The sequence below is a fragment of the Aeromonas sp. SER genome (assembly GCF_038739615.1).
Classification (GTDB): domain Bacteria; phylum Pseudomonadota; class Gammaproteobacteria; order Enterobacterales; family Aeromonadaceae; genus Aeromonas; species Aeromonas jandaei.
This window is the reverse complement of record NZ_JBCGFC010000011.1, coordinates 50,258-71,831: the sequence shown is the minus strand read 5'-3', so window position 1 is coordinate 71,831 and position 21,574 is coordinate 50,258. Positions and strand designations below refer to the sequence as shown.

At 63.0% G+C, this 21,574-nt stretch carries 18 protein-coding genes; 13 read left to right on the top strand and 5 right to left on the bottom strand.

The genetic code is table 11. The annotated features are described in order from the left end of the window. Nucleotides 1-157 precede the first annotated feature (157 nt). A complete protein-coding gene (locus tag AAHA41_RS16150) occupies nucleotides 158-3,217 on the bottom strand; it encodes a beta-galactosidase (protein WP_323068876.1) in 3,060 nt (1,019 codons plus the stop codon). Nucleotides 3,218-3,396: 179 nt separating this feature from the next. Next, nucleotides 3,397-4,404: a substrate-binding domain-containing protein gene (locus tag AAHA41_RS16145; protein WP_323068878.1), complete on the bottom strand. Its 1,008-nt coding sequence runs from the start codon at nucleotides 4,402-4,404 to the stop codon at nucleotides 3,397-3,399. A 203-nt stretch (nucleotides 4,405-4,607) separates the two neighbouring features. On the opposite strand from AAHA41_RS16145, the gene galE reads away from it, so the two are divergent. From galE to bacA, 5 genes are all read left to right on the top strand, one after another. Beyond that, complete coding sequence (galE, locus tag AAHA41_RS16140) at nucleotides 4,608-5,621, top strand: UDP-glucose 4-epimerase GalE (RefSeq protein WP_198505529.1); 1,014 nt, start codon at nucleotides 4,608-4,610, stop codon at nucleotides 5,619-5,621. A 60-nt stretch (nucleotides 5,622-5,681) separates the two neighbouring features. Further along, entirely contained in the window at nucleotides 5,682-6,740 is a 1,059-nt protein-coding gene (locus AAHA41_RS16135; RefSeq protein WP_215802400.1) for a UDP-glucose--hexose-1-phosphate uridylyltransferase, read from the top strand. Continuing rightward, a complete protein-coding gene (gene galK, locus AAHA41_RS16130; protein ID WP_201913700.1) occupies nucleotides 6,737-7,885 on the top strand; it encodes a galactokinase in 1,149 nt (382 codons plus the stop codon). The genes AAHA41_RS16135 and galK overlap by 4 nt, the downstream gene beginning before the upstream one ends. Beyond that, nucleotides 7,882-8,871 carry a galactose-1-epimerase gene (gene galM / locus AAHA41_RS16125; protein ID WP_323068881.1) on the top strand — a complete coding sequence of 330 codons (990 nt, stop codon included), beginning with the start codon at nucleotides 7,882-7,884 and terminating at the stop codon, nucleotides 8,869-8,871. The genes galK and galM overlap by 4 nt, the downstream gene beginning before the upstream one ends. Before the next feature lie 112 nt (nucleotides 8,872-8,983). Continuing rightward, nucleotides 8,984-9,799: an undecaprenyl-diphosphate phosphatase gene (gene bacA, locus AAHA41_RS16120; RefSeq protein WP_071913937.1), complete on the top strand. Its 816-nt coding sequence runs from the start codon at nucleotides 8,984-8,986 to the stop codon at nucleotides 9,797-9,799. Nucleotides 9,800-9,862: 63 nt separating this feature from the next. On the opposite strand, the gene AAHA41_RS16115 is transcribed toward bacA, so the two are convergent. The 3 genes from AAHA41_RS16115 to AAHA41_RS16105 all read right to left on the bottom strand — a co-directional run bounded on the left by AAHA41_RS16115 (nucleotide 9,863) and on the right by AAHA41_RS16105 (nucleotide 11,822). Beyond that, complete coding sequence (locus AAHA41_RS16115) at nucleotides 9,863-10,552, bottom strand: ChrR family anti-sigma-E factor (RefSeq protein ID WP_323068882.1); 690 nt, start codon at nucleotides 10,550-10,552, stop codon at nucleotides 9,863-9,865. Further along, nucleotides 10,545-11,114: a sigma-70 family RNA polymerase sigma factor gene (locus AAHA41_RS16110; RefSeq protein ID WP_323068936.1), complete on the bottom strand. Its 570-nt coding sequence runs from the start codon at nucleotides 11,112-11,114 to the stop codon at nucleotides 10,545-10,547. The genes AAHA41_RS16115 and AAHA41_RS16110 overlap by 8 nt, the downstream gene beginning before the upstream one ends. Nucleotides 11,115-11,255: 141 nt before the next feature. Then, nucleotides 11,256-11,822 carry an LON peptidase substrate-binding domain-containing protein gene (locus tag AAHA41_RS16105; protein ID WP_323068884.1) on the bottom strand — a complete coding sequence of 189 codons (567 nt, stop codon included), beginning with the start codon at nucleotides 11,820-11,822 and terminating at the stop codon, nucleotides 11,256-11,258. A 299-nt stretch (nucleotides 11,823-12,121) separates the two neighbouring features. Between AAHA41_RS16105 and argS the strand changes: the two genes are divergently transcribed. The 8 genes from argS (at nucleotide 12,122) to AAHA41_RS16065 (ending at nucleotide 21,573) form a co-directional block, all read left to right on the top strand. Further along, nucleotides 12,122-13,867: an arginine--tRNA ligase gene (gene argS / locus AAHA41_RS16100; protein ID WP_042029550.1), complete on the top strand. Its 1,746-nt coding sequence runs from the start codon at nucleotides 12,122-12,124 to the stop codon at nucleotides 13,865-13,867. A 3-nt stretch (nucleotides 13,868-13,870) separates the two neighbouring features. After that, a complete protein-coding gene (locus AAHA41_RS16095; RefSeq protein ID WP_156854368.1) occupies nucleotides 13,871-14,719 on the top strand; it encodes an SPOR domain-containing protein in 849 nt (282 codons plus the stop codon). Nucleotides 14,720-14,905: 186 nt separating this feature from the next. Beyond that, on the top strand, nucleotides 14,906-15,439 hold the full coding sequence (gene hslV / locus AAHA41_RS16090) for an ATP-dependent protease subunit HslV (RefSeq protein ID WP_033115661.1): 534 nt from the start codon (nucleotides 14,906-14,908) through the stop codon (nucleotides 15,437-15,439). A gap of 67 nt (nucleotides 15,440-15,506) precedes the next feature. Beyond that, nucleotides 15,507-16,835 (top strand): HslU--HslV peptidase ATPase subunit, encoded by a 1,329-nt coding sequence (gene hslU, locus AAHA41_RS16085; protein WP_033115662.1) that lies wholly within the window; start codon nucleotides 15,507-15,509, stop codon nucleotides 16,833-16,835. A 259-nt stretch (nucleotides 16,836-17,094) separates the two neighbouring features. Further along, complete coding sequence (locus AAHA41_RS16080; RefSeq protein WP_323068887.1) at nucleotides 17,095-17,736, top strand: TetR/AcrR family transcriptional regulator; 642 nt, start codon at nucleotides 17,095-17,097, stop codon at nucleotides 17,734-17,736. Beyond that, nucleotides 17,733-18,701 (top strand): secretion protein HlyD, encoded by a 969-nt coding sequence (hlyD, locus tag AAHA41_RS16075; protein WP_323068888.1) that lies wholly within the window; start codon nucleotides 17,733-17,735, stop codon nucleotides 18,699-18,701. The genes AAHA41_RS16080 and hlyD overlap by 4 nt, the downstream gene beginning before the upstream one ends. Then, entirely contained in the window at nucleotides 18,698-20,467 is a 1,770-nt protein-coding gene (locus tag AAHA41_RS16070; RefSeq protein WP_323068890.1) for an ATP-binding cassette domain-containing protein, read from the top strand. Before hlyD ends, AAHA41_RS16070 begins: the two co-directional genes overlap by 4 nt. Continuing rightward, a complete protein-coding gene (locus AAHA41_RS16065) occupies nucleotides 20,464-21,573 on the top strand; it encodes an ABC transporter permease (RefSeq protein WP_323068891.1) in 1,110 nt (369 codons plus the stop codon). Before AAHA41_RS16070 ends, AAHA41_RS16065 begins: the two co-directional genes overlap by 4 nt. Nucleotide 21,574: the final 1 nt, after the last annotated feature.

Here is a 21,574-nt window from a genome sequence, read left to right as displayed (position 1 = left end):
TTCTTCTGTGATCATGACGACAAAATGAAAACGATTACACTCTGTTACATTGAATCTTTTTCTTATTTTTCAAAAACATAAATTCGAGCGTTAATTTTTGGACTCAATCTATTCCGCAGCATTGAGGCTAGTCGCTAACGGGCTGTTGTCAAAAAGCTCAACCAAGGGTGCAGTGCCAGCGATAGCGACGGGCGGTCAGCTGATACTCGGGGCGCACGCTCTGGCTCCAGGAGTCATCTCCGCCCACTCCCATGTGAGCACCATCGAGGCAGACCCACAGCCCCTCCTCTGCCACCAGATCGCTCTGGTGACGGGCGGTGGCCAGCAGCTGCTGGCTGAAGCGACTGACGCTGAAATGGAAAGCGCCACTCACCCGCAGTCCACCCAGCTGCAGCTCGCGGGTATCGCAGCGCAAGCCGTTGTCGGTCGGGAAGACGTAAGGGGTGTGCATCGCCTCCAGCGGCAGGCTCCAGCGACCCAGATCGGCGCCCAGCAGGCGATCCGGATAGTTTTCGTGGGGGCCGCGTCCCAGCCACTGCACCTTCTCAACCGGGTCAGCCAGATGGATTAGCAGACCGATCCGCGGCAGCGAAGGCAGCGCCTGCGCCAGCTCGCACTCGATGTCGAGACTCATGGTGCCGTCGTCAGCAAAACGGTGGCGCCAATGGCTTAGCAGTTGCAACTGCTCCTGATGGAAATAGCCGTGAGTCACTCGCAGCTCGCTGCCTGCCATCGTCACGCCCAGACAGCGGTGCTGCCACTGCTCGAGGCCACACGCCTGCCAGCGGGCAATCCAGGAGTTGGGGTCGGCGTGATCCGCTTCGCTGGTGCCGATGTCGTTGTCGAGCGGCGCGCGGTAGAAGTGATCCATGATCGGCGCCAGCAACTGCTCCTGCCCCGATTTCTGCCAGCTGGTGATGTGACCGCTCTGCTTGTCGAGCCGCCACTGACTGTTAGCGGTGGTGATCAGCCAGCCGTCGGCCTGCTCAACCATCACCGCAGGGCTGACTGGTGCAGGTAGCGCCAGCGGTGACGGCAGCATGAATTGCTGGCGCGCCACCTCGTGCCCAGCCGCAGACCAAGGGGTGGCATTCGGCTGGAAAGTGGCCAGATCGAGCCAGGCCAGCGAGCCCGCCGCAAAAGCGGGTAGCGTCCCGCTCAGGGTCAACTCGACCGCCCCTTGCGCTGCCAGCGCCAGAGACACCTCCCCCTCCAGCACCACTTGGCCGTTTTCACTCAGCTGCCAGCAAAGCCGCTCGTTGTCGGTTTCCCGGAACAGGTATTCGCTCTCGATCCGCACTCGCAGCGGGGTGTGCTCAAGCAGAGTGAAGCGGAACGGCTGCTGGGCGCGCTTTGCCTCCAACAGAGCGGGATGGGGAGTGCGATCCGGGAACAGCAGGCCGTTGCAGCAGAACTGGCGATCGTTTTGCACATCGCCGAAGTCGCCGCCATAGCCCCAATAGTGGCGACCATCGGCGGTGTATTTGTCGAGCCCCTGATCGACCCAATCCCAGACAAAGCCCCCCTGCAATCTCGGATGATCGCGAAACGCCTGCCAGTAATGGGCGTAGCCCCCCAGACTGTTGCCCATGGCGTGGGCATACTCGCAGAGGATCAGCGGCCGGGTCTCTTCCGGTAGGCCAATCCACTTGGCCAGCGCCCACTTGGGCACCGCCGGGAAGGGTTGATCCTGATGGGTTCTGGCATACATAGGGCAGATGATGTCGGTCGCCGGGGTATCGGCCCCGCCCCCCTCATACTGCACCGGACGGCTCGGGTCGCTGCGCTTGATCCAGCCATACATGGCATCGTGGGCCGGGCCGTAACCCGACTCGTTGCCCAGCGACCAGATGATGATCGAGGGGTGGTTGAAATCCCGTGCCACCATGCGGGTGGCCCGCTCCAGAAAGGCGTTGCTCCAGGCGGGATCCCGCGCCAACCGCCCCATGGGGGTCATGCCGTGGGTCTCCAGATTCGCCTCGTCCACCACATAGAGGCCGAGCCGATCGCAGAGGCGATAGAAGTCGGGGTGGTTGGGATAGTGGGAACAGCGCACCGCGTTGAAGTTGTGCCGCTTCATCAGCAGCAGATCCCGCTCCATGGTGGCGCGATCGATGGCATAGCCCCTGGCGGGGTGGTGTTCGTGACGGTTGGCACCGCGAATAAGCAGCGGCTGGCCATTGACCCGCAGCAGGCCGCCACGGATCTCCACTCTCCGAAAGCCCACATCATAGGCTTCGCTCTCGATGGCTTGGCCCTGCTCGTCCAGCAAGGTCAGGGTCAGGCGATAGAGATGAGGCGTCTCGGCGCTCCACTGGTGCGGTGCAGCCACATCGAGCCACAGCTCGGCGCGATCGTCATATGCCCCTTTTTCATCAATCGTTTGGGTACCGATCGGCTGGCGCAGGGTCGCAACCCGCTCGCTGCCGTCATAGAGATTGGCCTCCACCGAGAGGCCGGCTGCATTGGCCGCCTGCAGTGCAATCTTGAGGCGGCCATCCCGATAACAGGCGTCCAGCTCGGGGGTAACCCGGATATCAATCAGATGACGGGCCGGTTTGTGCAACAGGCTGACGGAGCGGAAGATCCCAGACAGCCACCACATATCCTGATCTTCCAGATAGGAGCCGTCGGACCAGCGCAACACCAGCACCGCCAGCCGGTTGTGACCGCTCTGCAGATATGGGGTCAGATCGAATTCGGCAGGCAGGCGACTGTCCTGAGAGTAACCGACCCAGCGACCGTTGCAGAACAGGTGGAAGGCGCTGCTCACCCCGTCGAAGATGATCCGGCTCTGGCCGCTGGCCAGCCAGCCGGCAGGAAGTTCGAACTCACGGGAGTAGCAACCGGTGGGGTTCTCTGCTGGCACCCGAGGTGGATCGCAGGGAAAGGGGTACTTGATATTGGTGTAGATGGGGCCATCGGTAAGTGGCCGTGCTGCCGGATAGGCGGCATCCAGCTGCCAGTTGCCCGGCACGGTAATGGGACAGGCATCCGCCAGATCCTGCGCCAGCCAGCTCTCGGGCACCAGCTCGGGAGCGGCAAAGAAGGAGAAGCACCACTCGCCATCCAGTGAACGGCGTGAGGGTGAAAGGAGATCGTCTCTGGCATCCGCTTCACTGCGCCAGCTGAACATGGGAGTATGGGCAGCCAGGCGGTTTACCGAAGTAATCGCCTGAGTCTGCCAATCCTGACGCGCCACTATCTCCCTGAGCATTACCCTTCTCCCTGATGACTGGAAAACGTATTCCAGTCTAGAGAAGTGCGGCCAGGGGATCGGCGATCTCGCTCACACAGATGTAAACGATTACACTGATTTTGTTAAGTAAAGCGGAGTAAAAACCATTAAAAACAGGTAAAACAATAAGAGCTCGATAAATGAGCCGCAAACGGCCCCTATCCTGCGCGAACCGGCGCCACCGAGTGGCGATTGATCAAGGTCGGGGTATAGATGCGGTTCTGCTGTGCCTCGCTCTCCCCTGCCGCCAGCTGCAACGCCAGCTTGGCAGCCTGACTCGCCATCAACTCGATGGGGTAACGCATGGTGGAGAGCTTGGGCCTCAGGTATCTGGCGTAGATGATGTCATCGAAGCCCACCACCGAGACCTCCTCCGGCACCCGCAGCCCGTTGTCCGCCAGCACCGAGATGGCTCCAGCCGCCATGGCATCGTTATAGGCCACCACGGCGGTCACCTTGAGCCCCTTGGCCAACAGGTTGAGCATGGCGCGCTCGCCCCCCTCCTCATTCGGCGTACCGCTCTCGATAAGCTCGGGATCCGCCGCTAGGCCAGCCTCCGCCAATCCATCCTGATACCCCTGCAGCCGCAAGGTGGCATCTTCGATGGCGTGATCCGAGCTGATAAAGGCGATGTGGCGGTGACCCAGCTCGATCAGATGACGGGTTGCCGTGGCGGCCCCCAGCCGGTTGTTGAGGGCGATGCAGCGCCCCTTGATGGCAGGAATATCGCGATTGATAAGCACCATGCCGGGCACTCGCATGGCGTAGTCGCAGAGCTCTTCGTCGCTGAGCGCCTTGCTGTGCACCACCAGCGCCTCGCAGCGCTTGCCGATCAGCAGCTCGATCGCCTCGCGCTCCTGGCGCGCCTTGTGAAAACCGTTACCCATCAACAGGTGGAGATTCTGCTCGACGGCGACGCCGGAGACCCCCTTCACCAGAGCCCCGAAGAAGGGATCGGCCACGTCTCCCACCACGACGCCCATGGTATCGCAGGTCTGGCTGACCAGCGCCCGCGCGTTGGCGTTGGGGGTATAGCCCAACTCCGCCATCGCCTTCCGGACGGCGGCGCGGGAGGCGGCACTGGCCTTGGGCGAGTTGTTCATCACCCGTGAAACCGTTGCCACCGACACATTGGCCAAACGGGCGACATCCTTGATGGTACTCATGCTGTTTTCACTTATTTCACTCTGCGACAGATTGACCATTATACCCACCAACCCCATTGAAAACAGGGGATAACGCACGATCTGCCAGAGAAGCGATCACAAAAATAGTGTAATCGTTTACACTGTTTTGCAAGCAAGTTCACAGTTTGCAGGCCAACCCCTCGGCTAGACTGCTTGCAGCGTCATTTTCAGTGGAGAGCAAGATGAAGGTTCTGGTCACCGGCGGCTGCGGATATATCGGCAGCCACACCTCTCTGGCCCTGCAAGCGGCAGGCATGACCCCGGTCGTGGTGGACAACCTCTGCAACAGCAAGCGCAGCGTGTTGACTCGAGTCGCAGCTATCAGCGGCCAGCAACCCGTGTTCTATCAAGGGGATATTCGCGATGCCACCCTGCTGGACCGGATCTTCGCCGAGCAGCAGATCGACGCGGTGATCCACTTTGCCGCCCTCAAGGCGGTCGGTGAGTCGACCCGCATTCCACTGGATTACTACGAGAACAACCTCGGCGGCACCCTCACCCTGCTGCAGGCGATGAAACGAGCCGGGGTGCACAATCTGGTGTTCAGCTCCTCGGCGACCGTCTACGGCGATCCCGCCAGTCTGCCGATCCGTGAGGATTTCCCCCGCAGCGCTACCAACCCCTACGGTCGCTCCAAGCTGATCATCGAGGAGATCCTCGAGGATCTGCAGCTGGCCGAGCCGCACTGGAGCATGACCCTGCTGCGCTACTTCAACCCGGTCGGCGCCCACGAGTCGGGCACTATGGGGGAAGATCCACAAGGCATTCCCAACAATCTGATGCCCTATATCACTCAGGTCGCCATCGGCCGTCGCGACTGCCTGTCGGTCTTTGGAAACGATTACCCAACTGTTGATGGCACCGGCGTGCGCGACTACATCCACGTGATGGATCTCGCCGAGGGGCACGTCAAGGCACTGCAACACTGTGCAGGCAAGGGTGGCGTGCACACCTACAACCTGGGCACAGGCCAGGGCCAGAGCGTATTGCAGCTGGTCGCCGCCTTCTCCAATGCCTGCGGCAAGCCGCTGCCGTTTCGCATCGAACCGCGCCGCCCGGGCGACATCGCCGCCTGCTGGGCAGATCCGGCCAAGGCAGAGCGCGAGCTGGGCTGGCAGGCAACCCGGGACATAGACGCCATGTGCGCCGACAGCTGGCGCTGGCAATCCGCCAACCCGAACGGTTACGAGGAGTAGGCCTGCCTGCTCCCTGTTAATAGACGACCTTATTTTTCAATACCTTATTCAGGAGAGATGATGTTCAACCCCGTCGATCATCCCCATCGCCGCTTCAACCCGCTGACCGGCCAGTATGTGCTGGTCTCCCCCCACCGGGCCAAACGCCCCTGGCAGGGGCAGGTGGAGAAGGTGAGTCAGGCCCCCAAACAGGCACACGATCCCGACTGCTTCCTCTGCGCAGGCAACACCCGGGTCACTGGCGACATCAACCCCGACTACAAGGGCACCTTCGTCTTTACCAACGACTTCGCCGCTCTGATGCAGGATACCCCGGCCGCCGATAGCGCCAGCGATCCCCTGCTGAAACTGGAAGCCGCCCGCGGCACCAGCCGGGTGATCTGCTTCTCGCCGGATCACGGCAAAACCCTGCCCGAGCTGCCGCTGCCCGCCATCGAGGGGGTGATCACCACCTGGATGGATCAGGTCGCTGAGCTGTCGGCCCAATGGAAGTGGGTGCAGGTCTTTGAAAACAAAGGGGCCGTCATGGGCTGCTCCAACCCACACCCCCACGGCCAGATCTGGGGCAGCGACTTCCTGCCCAACGAGATCGCCCGCGAAGAGCAGCACCAGTGCGACTGGCTGGCCGAGCATGGCCGTCCCATGCTGCTGGAGTATGTGGAGCGGGAGCTGGCGGATCGCTCGCGCATCGTGGTGGAGACCGAGCACTGGCTCGCCGTAGTTCCCTTCTGGGCCGCCTGGCCGTTCGAAACCCTGCTGCTGCCCAAGGCGCACGTCCCCTCCATGCTCAACCTGACCAAGGCCCAGCAACAGGATCTGGCGGTGGCGCTCAAGGAGCTCACCAGCCGCTACGACAACCTGTTCGAGTGCAGCTTCCCCTACTCCATGGGCTGGCACTTTGCGCCGCCCAAATCGGATTGCCCCGAGGCGTGGCAGCTGCATGCCCACTTCTATCCGCCGCTGCTGCGCTCCGCCACCGTGCGCAAATTCATGGTCGGCTTCGAGATGCTGGCCGAGACCCAGCGCGACCTTACTCCGGAGCAGGCCGCCGAGCGGCTGCGTGCCCTGAGCCCCATTCACTACAACCAGACCAATCAAACCAATGAGGAGGCCCTATGACCCCGAGCCAACGCGTCAGCACCGTTTTTGCCGAGCAATTTGCCAAAGCGCCCGATCTGCTGGTGCGCGCCCCCGGCCGCGTCAACCTCATCGGTGAACATACCGACTACAACGACGGCTTCGTGCTGCCTTGCGCCATCGACTACGAGACCTGCGTCGCCATCGGCCTGCGCGATGACCGGCAAGTACAGGTGATCGCCGCCGACTACGACAACCAGCGCGACCAGTTCGACCTCGACCAGCCCATCGAGCACCACCCCAGCCAGCGCTGGAGCGACTACATCCGTGGCGTGGTGAAATATCTGCAGGAGCGCGGTTATGCCCTGCGCGGCCTCGACCTGGTGGTTTCCGGCAACGTGCCGCAGGGGGCTGGGCTCTCCTCCTCCGCCTCGCTGGAAGTGGCTATCGGTCAGGCCTTCAAGGAGGCGCTGGGGCTCACCATCACTCAGGCCGAGATCGCCCTCAACGGTCAGCAGGCGGAGAACCAGTTCGTCGGCTGTAACTGCGGCATCATGGATCAGATGATCTCCGCCAGCGGCAAAACCGACCACGCCCTGCTGCTCGACTGCCGCTCGCTGGAGACCCGCCTCATCCCCATGCCCACCGATCTGGCGGTACTGATCGTCAACTCCAATGTGCGCCGCGGTCTGGTGGACAGCGAATACAACACCCGTCGCCAGCAGTGCGAAGCGGCCGCCCGCCACTACGGAGTCAAGGCACTGCGCGATCTCGATCTGGCGGCTCTCGAAGCAGGCAAGGCCGGACTGGATGAGGTCTGCTACCGCCGTGCCCGCCACGTAGTAGGCGACAACACCCGCACCCTGGCCGCCGCTGATGCGCTGGCGCAAGGGGATCTGGTTCGTCTCGGCGAGCTGATGGCCGATTCACACGCCGCCATGCGCGATGACTTCGAAATCACAGTACCCGCCATCGACGGTCTGGTGGAGATCATCAAGGCCAGGATCGGCACCGAAGGCGGCGTGCGGATGACTGGCGGCGGCTTCGGCGGCTGCGTGGTCGCCCTGCTGCGCCCCGAGAAGGTGGCTGAGGTGATCGCCGCGGTTGAGGCCGAGTATCCGACCCGCTTCGGCCTCAAGGCTGACTGCTACGTCTGCTCTGCCAGCGCCGGTGCAGGCAAGCTATGAGCAGCGCCATGACGCCATTCGAACTGGAAAACGAGGAGGGGCTGCGCCTGCGCGGCCTCGACTTCGGCGCCACCCTCACCTCCCTCACCCTGCCGGTAGCGGGCAAACGGCGCGAAGTGCTGCTGGGTTGTGCCGACGACGCCTATCCCACCCAACAGGTGTGGCTGGGCGCGGTGGCGGGGCGTTTCGCCAACCGCATCGGCGGCGCCGAGCTGCTACACGATGGCCAGCGCTGGTCGCTGGATGCCAATCAGGCACCTAACTGCCTGCATGGCGGGCAGGCGGGCTTTCATCGCCAGCAGTGGCAGATCAAGGAGCTGGAAGCGGATCGGGTCAAACTGACATTGCTCTCCCGAGCGGGGGATCAGGGCTTTCCCGGCAATCTGCGGGTAACCCTGGAGTACCGGCTGGAGCAGAGCGATCTGGTGGTGGATTTTATCGCCAGCACGGATGCCGCTACGCCGGTCAGCCTCACCAGCCATGCCTACTTCAATCTCGATCACAACCCCGACGGCGGCGATGTGCGTGACCACCTCATCAGCATCAATGCCGACCACTTCCTGCCGACCGACCCGAGCGGTTTGCCGATCGCCATCACCCCGGTGGAGGGGCCGTTCGATTTGCGCCAAGAGCGCCTTGTCGGGCTGGATTGGCTGAGCCATCCCCAGCAGCAACAGGCCAAGGGGTACGATCACGCCTTTGTGCTCAACGGCCCGGTGCAGGAGTGGGCTGCTCGCGTGGTATCGGGTGACAGACAGTTGGCGATGGAGGTCTACACCAACCAGCCCTCGCTGCAGTTCTACAGCGGCAACTGGCTGGCCAATACCCCGAATCGCCAGGGTCTGGCGCACCGGGATCACGACGGCTTCTGTCTGGAGGCGCAGCAACTGCCCGACAGTCCGAATCGGCCCGAGCTGGGCAACCCCTGGCTGTTGCCGGGCGAGCGCTATCACCACCAGACTCGCTACCGCTTTATCCGCGACTGACTTAAAGGTTTCACAATTTTTCCGTAGCAGCGCCAGCCACATTCCAGCAAGATAAGCCGCCCCGAGACCCTTCCGGGGCGTTTTTGCATCAACGTAGCAAGGATTCTGTTCGATGACTGACACCTATAGCCTGCTGGTCGCCTTTATTCTGGGCGTCGTCGAGGGGCTGACCGAGTTCCTCCCCGTCTCCTCCACCGGCCACATGATCATCGTCGGCCATCTGCTGGGCTTTGAAGGGCCCAAGGCCGCCACCTTCGAAGTGGTGATCCAGCTTGGCTCGATTCTCGCGGTGGTTGCCGTATTCTGGCGCCGCCTGTTTGGTCTGATTGGCATCCACTTCGGTCAGAAGCCGGAACCGGGCCACGCAACTCTGTCGCTGATCCATGTCATCCTCGGCATGATGCCCGCCATCGTGGTCGGTCTGGCCATCCACAGCTGGATCAAAGCCAACCTGTTTGGCCCGCAGACCGTGATGTATGCTCTGGTTGCGGGTGGCATCCTGCTCATCATCGCCGAGAAGTTCCGCCCGGCGGTTCGCTCCGAAACCCTGGATGACATCAGCTACAAACAGGCGTTCGGCATCGGCCTGTTCCAGTGTCTGGCGCTGTGGCCCGGTTTCTCACGCTCAGGCGCCACCATCAGCGGCGGCATGCTGATGGGGATCAGCCGTCATGCAGCGGCCGAGTTCTCCTTCATCATGGCGGTGCCCATGATGATGGCGGCCAGTACGCTGGATCTCTACAAGAGCCGCGACTTCCTCTCCATGGCCGACTTCCCGATGTTTGCAGTGGGCTTTATCACCGCCTTCGTGGTCGCCATGATCGCCATCAAGAGCTTCCTGGCGCTGATCCGCCGCCTCGACTTCATCCCGTTCGCCATCTACCGCTTTATCGTGGCATTCGCCGTCTATCTGCTGTTTGTCGCCTGACCCTCAGCCAGCAATCAAATGACAAAAGGGACCGCAAGGTCCCTTTTTTATTGTCCAAGCCCCTCAGTAGAGGTGCTGACTGATGCTATTGAGCAGCCGCGACAGCCCCTTGGTGAACTGCACCGGCGCATCCTGCACCGTATAGCAGAGGCAGCCATCCGGCGTGTGCGGGCTGTGGGCATGGCTGGCATCGCGCCAGATAAAATCCCCGGCCTGATAGAGGGTGTCGCCATCCTGAATATTGCCCGCCAGCAGCAGGGTCAGCTCATAGCCCTGATGGGTGTGCTCGGGGATACGGCCACCCGCATCGATATGGAGCAGGCTGGCGCGTGCCCCCATCTCGTCCAGCGGCAAACTCTGTTGACGAATGGCCCCGAGATGGCGCCACTTGGGCGAACGGTAGCGAGCCAGCACCCGCGGCAACCGGTAAGCGTGACCGGCCACTTCGAGCTCGACGGGCTGGGCTCGGGGCAGATCGATAACGGGTGCTGCAACCGGTTCTGGCTGTGCCAGAATATCCGCCAGCATGGCGTCAAATCCGGCGCCCAGCGCCACATCATCGCGAGGGGCCAGCTCGGGCTCTGCTGGCAAGGCAAGATATTGCTGCGCCAGCTCCTCCTCAAATGCTTTCAACCGAGCAGCACAATCGGGGCAGAGTTCACAGTGGGCCGAGAGCCCGACCGCCAGCGGCAGAGGGAGCTCGTCGGCGGCGAAGGCGCGCAGCATAGGGTCGGTTGGATGGGCTTTAATCATGGCCTTGCTCCACTTGCTCTTTCAGTTTCTGTAGCGCCAGTCTGAGGCGGGACTTGATAGTACCGAGCGGCACGCCAAGGCGCTCCGCCAGCTCCTGCTGGGAGAACTCCTGCAGATAGATGCCACGCACCACCTGCTGTTGCGGCTCAGGCAGGGTACCCAGATAGTGGGCCATCTGGTGGGTCAGCACGGCATCCTCGCCTCCGCTCAGATGCTCCTCTTCGGCTTGAAACTCCAGCACCGGCCACAGCTCTTCTGCGCAGAGATCCTCCTTGCTGGCACGGCGCCGGCGCAGCAGATCGAAGCACTGGTTGCGCATCACTGTGTAGATCCAGGTGGTCGGCGCCCCCTTCTCGGGGTGATAGAGGCGCGCTTTCTGCCACACCAGCAGCATGGTCTCCTGCACCAGCTCCATGGCGTTGGCCTCGCTGCCGAGATGGCGCAGCCCGTAGCTGCGAATGCGCGGCGCAAAGTGTTGGAACAGGCGGGCAAAAGCGGCCTTATCGGCCTGCTCTGCCACCCTGATCAGCAGAGATTTGAGGTCGCCATCCGGGTTATCCATCACGGGCGAAGTCCTGCGTATGGTCGAGTGTGGTTGGCCAGTATATGCCATTGCGCCATCCCTTTGGTGTGCTGTCGAACATGCTGTGGTAATGACTGATACGGCCCTGCGGCGCTGGCAGATCAGCAGTTCATGAAAAAATCAGTGGCTGGCCACCAGCACACCTTTGAGCAGGGCGATGGCAGGCTGATTGTCGGCAGCGGCCAGCAGCAGCTGTTTCTGCTCGGGGGGGATCGGCAGCACCTCCAGCCAGCGCTGGGCCACCCAGTTGCCATCGTCCCAGCGGGGCGCGGGATAGAGGGCGGCATAGTCGGGATAGTCGGCAAACACCTCCCGCAGCGCATCGGCCAGTGGCAGCTGATCGGCATGGAGCCGCCGGGGCGGCCATGCCGGCAGCGGGATCACCTCGCCGATACGCAGGCCATCGGGCTCCTGCCACAGGTCCTCTATCTGCACCCGCTCCACCCCCTGCACCGTGATCCCCAGCATGCCGTCCGGCAGCCGGTCGAAGTCGATGACGTTGACCCGGGTGGCGATAGGCAGCATGTTGCGCAGGGCGTCGGGCTGGCGCGGATCCACCATGCAAAGGGCAAAGCCCGCCTCCCCCGCTTCGGCCACCATCCGCAGGTATCTGGGCTCGAAGATCCGCAGCGGCATGATGCCGCCGGGCAGCAGGTGGGCTGATAGGGGAAACAGTGCCAGTCGCATCACAAACTCCTTGCTGGGTTACAACTCTAGGTACGTGCAACAGCCAGCGGGAGATCAGTGTCGGGAAAAACCCTTAACAATCAGGGGAAATAGCCTGGACAAGGCGCTTCGATATGCAGTAGAAATGGATAAGCACCGTAATTTCCGTCCAATATTCTGGAATATGGCGCCAAACGCAGTGAAATATCCGCCCGACAGCGAGCGGCGGGTCATCCCTATAGTTTTCTCGAGCCGATGCGGGTAAAATTCACGCCCTTATATATCAGTCATTTTTCGACGCGCAACCTTGGTGGTCAGTTATGAAAGAGCATATTCATCATCTACTTGAACAAACGGTAGCCAATCTCAAGTCAGCAGGCGTCCTGCCGGCGGACCTGGAAGCCCGCGTGCAAGTAGACCGATGCAAGGAAAAAGCTCACGGTGACCTGGCCACCAACCTGGCCATGCTGCTGGCCAAGCCGGCCCGCAAGAATCCCCGTGAGCTGGCGGCTGCCATCATCGAGCACCTGCCTGCCTCCGACCTGATCGCCAAGGTCGAGATCGCCGGCCCCGGCTTCATCAACTTCTTCTTCGACCAGCGCTGGCTGGCCGGTCAGGTCGAGGCCATGGTGACCTCTGCCAACGCCAACGTGAAGTTGCCGACCCCGCAGACCGTGGTGGTGGACTACTCCGCCCCCAACGTGGCCAAAGAGATGGCGGTGCACCATATCCGCTCCACCGTACTCGGTGACGTGGCTGCTCGTGCGCTGGAGTTCCTCGGCCACAAGGTGGTGCGTGCCAACCACATCGGTGACTGGGGTACCCAGTTCGGCATGCTGATCGCCTATCTGGAGAAGATGGCCAACGAGAACGCCTCCGACATGGAACTGCGCGACCTGGAAGCCTTCTACACCCAGGCCAAGCGTTGCTACGACGAAGACGAAGCCTTCGCCGAGCGCGCCCGTAACTACGTGGTGAAACTGCAGGGTGGCGACGAGTACTGCCGTACCATGTGGAAGAAGCTGGTCGACATGACCATGGAGCAGAACCAGCGCAACTACGACCGCCTGAATGTCTCCCTGACCAACAAGGACATCATGGGCGAGTCCATGTACAACGACATGCTGCCGGAGATCGTTGCCGACCTGAAAGCCAAGGGGCTGGCGGTCGAGAGCGAAGGCGCCACCGTTGTCTTCCTGGACGAGTTCAAGAACAAGGATGGCGAGGCCATGGGCGTCATCATCCAGAAGAGCGATGGCGGTTTCCTCTACACCACCACCGACATCGCCTGTGCCAAATACCGTTACGAAACCCTGGGCGCCGACCGGGTGATGTACTTCATCGACTCCCGTCAGCACCAGCACCTGATGCAGGCCTGGACCATCACCCGCAAGGCGGGTTATGTGCCGGAATCCGTGCCGCTCGAGCACCACGCCTTTGGCATGATGCTGGGCAAGGATGGTCGTCCCTACAAGACCCGCTCCGGTGGCACCGTCAAGCTGGTCGACCTGCTGAACGAAGCGGAAGAGCGCGCCGCCGCCCTGCTGGAGAGCCGCAACAGCGACCTCTCCGCCGAAGAGAAGGCCGAAGTAGTGCACGCCATCGCCATGGGTGCGGTCAAGTATGCGGATCTCTCCAAGAACCGCACTACCGACTACATCTTCGACTGGGATCTGATGCTCTCCTTTGAAGGCAACACAGCTCCTTACCTGCAATACGCCTACACCCGTATTCAGTCCATCTTCCGCAAGGCCGGTGTCGATGCCGCTACCCTGACCGGCAATGTGACCCTGAACGAGGAAGCGGAAGAGACCCTGGCCCAGAAGCTGATCCAGTTCTCCGACGCGGTCAACGGCGTGGCGGACAAGGGGATGCCGCACCTGCTCTGTACCTATCTGTACGAGCTCTCCGGCAACTTCATGACCTTCTACGAAGCCTGCCCGATCAACAAGGATGGCGTGGACGAAGCGACCCGTCAGAGCCGTCTGCTGCTGTGTGCCGCCACCGCCAAGGTGCTCAAGCTGGGCCTCGGCGTACTGGGTATCTACACCCTGGAGCGCATGTAATAGATGGCGACCCGGGATTATGTCGGCAACCGTCCGCGACGTCGCGCGGGCGGTCGCAACACCAAGAAAGCGGCTCCGCGCCGCTTTCCTGTTATCCCGGCCCTGCTGGCCGGGGCGCTGCTGGCAGGCTTTGGCGGCTTCCTCTACATGATCAATGGCAAGGGCCACGATGCCCCGACCATCGAAGAGCAGGTCAAAGCCAACAAGCCAAAACCGCAGAACAACGGGTTGCCTCAGGAGAAGTGGAGCTACATCGAACGGCTTGAGAACAAGCAGGTCGATATCATAGAGCCGCCGACCCAGCCGGGCGTTCTGCCGCCGCCTCCTGCCGATACCATGACCCTGCAGCCGGAGAAGCTGCCGCAGCCGGTGCCGACCGACATTCCCCAGCCGGGAACACCGATCGGCCAGCCCAAGCCCTATCAGCCCAATCCGGCGACCACCCCCTCCACCTCCGGTGCGCCGGTTGCCAGCGCCCAGGAGCAGGTGATCGACCGCAAGGCCGAGCGTGAGCGGATGGAGCGGGAGATCCGTGCCGAGCTGGAGCGTGAGCGAGCCGCTGCCGCCAAAGCGCAACCGGCAGCCCAACAGCCTGCCCAGACCGCAGCTGCCGACAGTGGCCGCTATATGATGCAGTGTGCCGCCCTGCGCTCGCAGGATTCGGCGGAGTCGCTCAAGGCACGCATCGCCTTCACCGCCGGCCTCTCCTCCAGCCTGCAGGTGATCAATGGCACCAACGGCACCGTCTACAAGGTGATGGTCGGCCCCTTCAACGGCAAGGCCGCCGCCGATGCGGCCAACCGCAAGCTGCAGAGCTCAGGCATCAGCGGCTGCATCCCCAAGAAAGGGTAAGCGCCCGTTTTACCATGAGGGGCCGGGTGGCAACACCCGGCCCCTCTTCTTTGGGCTCCCTTCGCACCCATCGCCCCATCTCGCGCTTATCCCGACCGATTGCAGGCTTGAAAAGCCGTTTTGCCATCCCCATCTTTTCTCCCATGCACAGTCAGGCCGTCATTCGGCTCAAGCGAGGTAAGTAAAGTGACTACCATAGTTTCAGTTCGCCGCAACGGTCAGGTCGTCATCGGTGGCGATGGCCAGGTTTCTCTTGGCAACACCGTCATGAAGGGCAACGCCCGCAAGGTTCATCGCCTCTACAACGGCAAGGTACTGGCCGGTTTTGCCGGTGGTACCGCCGACGCCTTCACTCTGCTCGAACGCTTCGAAGCCAAACTGCAGGCCCATCAGGGTAATCTGGAGCGCGCCGCCGTGGCGCTGGCCAAAGATTGGCGCACCGATCGCGCCCTGCGCCGCCTCGAAGCGCTGCTGGCCGTCGCCGACGAGCAAAAATCCTTCATCATCACCGGCAACGGTGACGTGGTGCAGCCGGAGCACGATCTCATCGCCATCGGCAGCGGCGGCAACTTCGCCCAGTCCGCGGCCATCGCCCTGCTGGAAAACACCGATCTGGATGCCAAGAGCATCGTCGAGAAGGCGCTCAAGATCGCCGGCGACATCTGCGTCTTCACCAACCAGCACCACACCGTCGAAGTGCTGGACTATTCGGCCAAATAAGCCGGCTACATAGCAACCAATTCTCCAAGGGGTGGGCACTGCCCGCCCCTGATACAGGAACTCCATCATGTCCGAGATGACCCCGAGAGAAATCGTCCACGAACTGGATCGTCACATCATTGGTCAGGCCGATGCCAAGCGCGCGGTGGCCGTCGCCCTGCGCAACCGCTGGCGCCGGATGCAACTCAACGAAGAGATGCGCCATGAAGTGACACCGAAGAACATCCTGATGATCGGCCCGACCGGTGTCGGCAAAACCGAGATCGCCCGTCGTCTGGCCAAACTGGCCAACGCCCCCTTCATCAAGGTGGAAGCGACCAAGTTCACCGAAGTGGGCTATGTCGGCAAGGAAGTGGACAGCATCATTCGCGATCTGACCGATGTCGCCATCAAGCTGGTGCGCGAGACCGAGATGGAGAAGATGAAATACCGCGCCGAGGAAGCCGCCGAAGAGCGCATTCTCGATGCGCTGCTGCCCAACCCGCGCAACACCTGGGGCGAGGAAGAGAAAGCCGACAACTCCAACACCCGCCAGATCTTCCGCAAGAAACTGCGCGAAGGTCAGCTGGATGACAAGGAGATCGAGCTGGATCTTGCCGCCTCCCCGATGGGCGTCGAAATCATGACCCCGCCGGGTATGGAAGAGATGGCCAACCAGCTGCAGGGGCTGTTCCAGAATCTGGGCCAGAACCAGAAGAAGAAGCGCAAGATCAAGGTCAAAGAGGCCATGAAGGCGCTGATCGAAGAGGAAGCTGCCAAGCTGGTCAACCCGGAAGAGCTGAAGCAGAAAGCCATCGCTGCGGTCGAGAACAACGGCATCGTCTTCCTCGACGAGATCGACAAGATCTGCAAGCGCGGCGAGAGCTCCGGCCCCGATGTCTCCCGTGAAGGGGTTCAGCGCGACCTGCTGCCGTTGGTCGAGGGCTGCACCGTCAACACCAAGCACGGCATGGTCAAGACCGACCATATCCTGTTTGTCGCCTCCGGCGCCTTCCAGATCGCCAAGCCGTCCGACCTCATCCCCGAGCTGCAGGGCCGTCTGCCGATCCGGGTCGAGCTGACCGCGCTGACCACCGAAGATTTCGAGCGGATCCTGACCGAGCCGAACGCCTCCCTGACCGATCAGTACAAGGCGCTGATGGCCACCGAAGGGGTCAACATCGAGTTCACTCAGGATGGTATCCGCCGTCTGGCCGAAGCGGCCTGGCAGGTCAACGAGCGTACCGAGAATATCGGTGCCCGCCGTCTGCACACAGTGATGGAACGCCTGATGGAAGATATCTCCTACGACGCCTCCGAGAAGTCCGGCGAGACCTTCGTCATCAACACCGACTACGTCAACGCCCACCTCGGCAAGCTGATTGAAGACGAGGATCTGAGCCGCTTTATTCTGTAAGCGTGCCCCTCCCGATAAAACGCCTCCCTTCGCGGAGGCGTTTTTATTTCTCCACCACCTCCGTCATCTGCCCGGATTCTGGCCCACACCTGCGGCAACCCGTTCAATCCCAAGCCGTTTCCAAACCTCTCCTTGCCAACGCCCGCCGTTTTTTCATCCCCGCTGAAATCTGCTCAAAAAAAGATCTTTCCTATTCTCGGTGACTGATTTATACATACGTATAAATCAGATCGAAATCTGTTCAGCAGGAACCAGAACGATGAATCCAACCCGGCAGAAACTGCTCGATACCGGCCTCGCCATCGCCACCGAGAAGGGGCTGCGCGGCCTGACGGTGCGCGAGCTGGCGGCGGCGGCCGAGGTGAACCTCGGCTCCTTCGTCTACCACTTCGGCAACCGCGACGCCTTTATCGACGAGCTGGTCGAGCTCTGGTACGCCCCCCTCTATGACGAGCTCAAGGCGGTGGCAGCCAAAGGCTCCTACCCCTCTGCCATCGCCATGTTCGAGGCCACCATGGAGGCGCTGATCGGGCTGGTGGCGCGCCAGCGCGGCTTTATCAACCACCTGTTTGGCGATGCGCTGGCGGGCGAAGGGGCGGCCCAGCGCTTTCTGCTCAGCCTGCCGCGCCGTCATCCCCTGCTGCTGATCGAGCAGGTACAGATGGCACAGGCGGAAGGGTCACTGGTCGCGGGTCACCCGCTCCAGCTGATGATCTTCATCATGGGGTCGGTCGGCCTGCCGCTGGTGATCGCCGGCAGCGGTCGCCAGCTCGGCTGGCTGCCCGAACAAGCCGCCCCCTTTCTCAGCCAGATAGACAGCCCCGAGGCCGCCAGACAGCGGCTGGTATGGGCCCTGCGCGGCCTGCGCCCCAACGACATGAAAGAAGGAGAAGCGGCATGAAACAACGCATTGCAATCGTGGCCCTGCTGCTAACCGTTATCGGTGGCTACCTCTGGTGGCAGGGGCGCCCGGCCGACGGCTCCATCCTCTACGGCAACGTCGATATTCGCGACGTCAATCTGGCCTTTCGGGTCGGCGGCCGGGTCGATCAGGTGCTGGTTGATGAGGGGGATAGGGTAAAAGCCGGTCAACTGCTGGCCCGCCTCGATCCGGTTCCCCTCACCCACAGCCGCGACAGCGCCCGCGCCAATCTGGCTGCGCTCACTGCCGCCAACGCATTGATCCACAAAGGCTATCGCAGCGAAGAGACCGATCGCGCCCGGGCCGCACTGGCCGCCGCCGAAGCCGCTGCGCTGGAGGCCGACCAGCAGTGGCGCCGCCAGAGCGCATTGGCCGCCACCGGCGCCATCTCCCGCGGTCAGCTCGATACAGCCCGCTCCCAGCGGGATCAGACCCAGGCGCAGGTACGCTCGGCACGCGAACAGCTCGCCCAGCTCGAAACCGGCTACCGCCCGGAAGAGATTGCCCAGTCCGATGCCCAGCTGGAAGGGGCCAAAGCGGCGCTCGCCAGTGCCGAACTGGCGTTGGCAGATGCCAGCCTGACCGCCCCCAGCGATGGCATCATCATCAGCCGCGCCATCGAGAACGGCAGCATGGTGCAGAGCGGAACGACCGCCTTCAATCTCTCCCTGACCGCGCCGGTCTGGGTGCGCGCCTATGTGGAGGAGCCCTGGCTCGGTCACTTCCCGAGCGGCGCCAAAGTGACCCTCACCACCGACTCGCGACCGGACAAGCCCTATCACGGGGTGGTGGGCTTTGTCTCGCCGACCGCCGAGTTCACCCCGAAATCGGTGGAGACGCCGGACCTGCGCACTCACCTCGTCTACCGGCTGCGCATCGTGGTGCAGGACCCCGACCCGGCCCTGCGCCAAGGGATGCCGGTCACCGTCAGGCTGGTGCCATGAGCTGCGCCATCTCCCTTGAGGGGCTCACCAAACGCTTTGGCGAGCGGGTCGCCCTCAATGCCATCTCGGCCACCATTCCGGCTGGCGGCATCACCGGGCTGGTCGGCCCCGACGGCGCGGGCAAGAGCACTTTGCTACGCCTGCTGGCCGGTCTGCTGATCCCCGAAGCGGGCACCATCCGGGTGCTGGGGCTGGACCCGGTGAGCGAGGGGGACCTGCTGCGTCAGCGCCTCGGCTACATGCCCCAGCAGTTCGGCCTCTACGAGGATCTCAGCGTGCTGGAGAACCTCACCCTCTACGCTGACTTGCGCGGCGTACTGGAGCCCGAACGCACGCCCACCTTCGCGCGGCTGCTCGCCTTCACCGATCTGGCCCGCTTCACCGCAAGGCCGGCAGGCAAGCTCTCTGGCGGGATGAAGCAGAAGCTCGGGCTGGCCTGCGCCCTGCTCGGCACCCCGGATGTGCTGCTGCTCGACGAACCGGGAGTCGGGGTCGATCCCATCTCCCGCCGCGCCCTCTGGCAGATGGTGCGCGAGCTGGCCAAGGGGGGGATGACGGTGCTCTGGAGTACCGCCTATCTCGATGAGGCGGAGCTGTGCGACCACGTGCTGCTGATGGCGGATGGCGAGGTGCGCACCAGCGGCACGCCGGCCGATCTGATGGGGGCCATGGCCAGCCGCTGCTGGCTGCTGGAGGCGGGGCAACTGGATGGCCGCGAGCGGCGCGCCCTGCTGCGCCGGGCACTGGCTCACCCGGCGGTGATGGATGGCGCGGTGGCGGGGGAGCGGGTTCGCCTGCTGCTGCACCCGGGCATGACGCCCCCGCCGCTGGCGGAGCTGCAACTGGCCAACGGCGCCTTTCAACCGGCCCAACCCCGGCTGGAGGATGCCTTTATCGACCTGCTCGGCGGCGGCCCCGGCGGGGAGTCAAGTCTGGCAGCCGGGATGCGGGAAGCCGAACTGCCGCAGGGAGTCTCCCCCGAGGCGGTGATCGAGGCACGCCACCTCACCAAGCGCTTCGGCGATTTCGCCGCCACCGATGATGTCAGCTTTGCGGTGCGCCGCGGCGAGATCTTCGGCCTGCTCGGCCCCAACGGGGCGGGCAAGTCCACCACCTTCAAGATGGAGTGCGGCCTGCTACGCCCGAGCGAGGGACAGGCGCTGGTAACCGGCATCGATCTGGCTCACAGCCCCTCGGCGGCACGCCAGCGCCTCGGCTACATGGCGCAGAAGTTCTCCCTTTACAAGCAGCTTACCGTGGCCCAGAACCTCTCCTTCTTCGCCGGTATCTACGGCCTGTTCGGCCGCCACCAGCAGACGCGGATCGACGCCATGGTGACCGCTTTTGCCCTCACCCCCTGGCTCGATCAGAAGGCGGAATCCCTGCCGCTCGGCCTGCGCCAGCGCTTATCGCTGGCCTGCGCCTTGCTGCACGAGCCGCCGCTGCTGTTCCTCGATGAGCCCACCTCCGGGGTCGATCCGGTGACCCGGCGCGAGTTCTGGTCGCACATCAACGCGCTGGCCGACCACGGCGTCACCGTGCTGGTCACCACCCACTTTATGGATGAGGCGGAGTATTGCGACCGCATTGCCCTCATCTATCGCGGCAAGCTGCTGGCGCTCGGCACTCCGGACGATCTCAAGGGGCTGGCCGCCAAAGAGGCGGCGACCTCTTTGCCAACCGGCTCCTTGCCGACCTGTTCTTTGCCAACAATGGAAGAGGCCTTTATCACCCTGGTCGAACGGGCCACTGAGGAGGAAGCATGAGCATCAACCGTCGGCGACTGCTGGCCCTCTGCCGCAAGGAGACGCTGCAAATCGTCCGCGATCCGAGCAGCATCCTCATCGCCTTCATCATGCCGGTGGTGCTGCTGGTGGTGATGGGTTACGCCATCAATCTGGATGTGGACCACCTGCGCCTCGGCATCTGGCGTACCGACAGCGGCGCCCCGGCGGTGCAGCTGGAGCAGGCCCTGCGCGGCTCTACCGCGCTGGAGATCCACAGCGGGCCGAGCAAGGAGTCCCTGCTCGCCAGTCTGGCCCGTGGCGAAATCCGCGGCCTGCTGGTGATCGACGACGGCTTCTCCCGCGCGCTGGCCGGTCAGGGCAATGGCACGCCGCAGGCGCTGCTGCTGACCGACGGCTCCGAGCCCAACACCGCCAACTTCGTCACCAACTATGTGCAGGGGATCTGGCAGGGGTGGCTCGCTGGCGAGGGGGTTGCCATGCCGGTGTCGATAGAGAGCCGTGCCTGGTTCAACCCGGCTCTGGTGAGCCGCAACTTTCTGGTGCCAGGCTCCATTGCGGTGGTGATGACCATCATAGGTGCCCTGCTCACCTCTCTGGTGGTGGCGCGGGAGTGGGAGCGCGGCACCATGGAGGCGCTGCTCGCCACTCCGGTCACCAAGGGAGAGCTGCTGCTCTCCAAGCTGCTGCCCTACTATGGCCTTGGCATCATCGCCATGCTGCTCTGCCTGCTCTTCTCGGTGGCGGTGATGGACGTGCCATGGCGCGGCTCCCTGCTGCTGCTCTTTCTGGTCACCAGCGTCTTTCTCGGCAGCGCCCTCGGGCTCGGGTTGTTTCTCTCCACCGTGATGCGCAGCCAGTTCAACGCCGCGCAGGCAGCGCTGATCGCCGCGTTTCTGCCCGCCGTGATGCTGTCGGGCTTCGTGTTCGAGATCGCCAGCATGCCACCGCTGCTGCGGGCCATCACCCACCTCATTCCGGCCCGCTACTTCGCGAGCTCCCTGCAGACCCTCTATCAGGCGGGCAGCGTCTTCTCGATCCTGCTGGTCAACGGTTTCTGTCTGCTGCTGCTGGCCGGTTTCTGGCTGGCCCTGACCGCCCGCAAGACGCGGCGCACTCTGGAGTAAC

Excerpts from the sequence above, each read along its gene's own strand:
- AAHA41_RS16150 (WP_323068876.1), bottom strand. The coding sequence starts at position 3,217 with ATGCTCAGGGAGATAGTGGCGCGTCAGGATTGGCAGACTCAGGCGATT.
- AAHA41_RS16145 (WP_323068878.1), bottom strand. The coding sequence starts at position 4,404 with ATGAGTACCATCAAGGATGTCGCCCGTTTGGCCAATGTGTCGGTGGCA.
- galE (WP_198505529.1), top strand. The coding sequence starts at position 4,608 with ATGAAGGTTCTGGTCACCGGCGGCTGCGGATATATCGGCAGCCACACC.
- AAHA41_RS16135 (WP_215802400.1), top strand. The coding sequence starts at position 5,682 with ATGTTCAACCCCGTCGATCATCCCCATCGCCGCTTCAACCCGCTGACC.
- galK (WP_201913700.1), top strand. The coding sequence starts at position 6,737 with ATGACCCCGAGCCAACGCGTCAGCACCGTTTTTGCCGAGCAATTTGCC.
- galM (WP_323068881.1), top strand. The coding sequence starts at position 7,882 with ATGAGCAGCGCCATGACGCCATTCGAACTGGAAAACGAGGAGGGGCTG.
- bacA (WP_071913937.1), top strand. The coding sequence starts at position 8,984 with ATGACTGACACCTATAGCCTGCTGGTCGCCTTTATTCTGGGCGTCGTC.
- AAHA41_RS16115 (WP_323068882.1), bottom strand. The coding sequence starts at position 10,552 with ATGATTAAAGCCCATCCAACCGACCCTATGCTGCGCGCCTTCGCCGCC.
- AAHA41_RS16110 (WP_323068936.1), bottom strand. The coding sequence starts at position 11,114 with ATGGATAACCCGGATGGCGACCTCAAATCTCTGCTGATCAGGGTGGCA.
- AAHA41_RS16105 (WP_323068884.1), bottom strand. The coding sequence starts at position 11,822 with ATGCGACTGGCACTGTTTCCCCTATCAGCCCACCTGCTGCCCGGCGGC.
- argS (WP_042029550.1), top strand. The coding sequence starts at position 12,122 with ATGAAAGAGCATATTCATCATCTACTTGAACAAACGGTAGCCAATCTC.
- AAHA41_RS16095 (WP_156854368.1), top strand. The coding sequence starts at position 13,871 with ATGGCGACCCGGGATTATGTCGGCAACCGTCCGCGACGTCGCGCGGGC.
- hslU (WP_033115662.1), top strand. The coding sequence starts at position 15,507 with ATGTCCGAGATGACCCCGAGAGAAATCGTCCACGAACTGGATCGTCAC.
- AAHA41_RS16080 (WP_323068887.1), top strand. The coding sequence starts at position 17,095 with ATGAATCCAACCCGGCAGAAACTGCTCGATACCGGCCTCGCCATCGCC.
- hlyD (WP_323068888.1), top strand. The coding sequence starts at position 17,733 with ATGAAACAACGCATTGCAATCGTGGCCCTGCTGCTAACCGTTATCGGT.
- AAHA41_RS16070 (WP_323068890.1), top strand. The coding sequence starts at position 18,698 with ATGAGCTGCGCCATCTCCCTTGAGGGGCTCACCAAACGCTTTGGCGAG.
- AAHA41_RS16065 (WP_323068891.1), top strand. The coding sequence starts at position 20,464 with ATGAGCATCAACCGTCGGCGACTGCTGGCCCTCTGCCGCAAGGAGACG.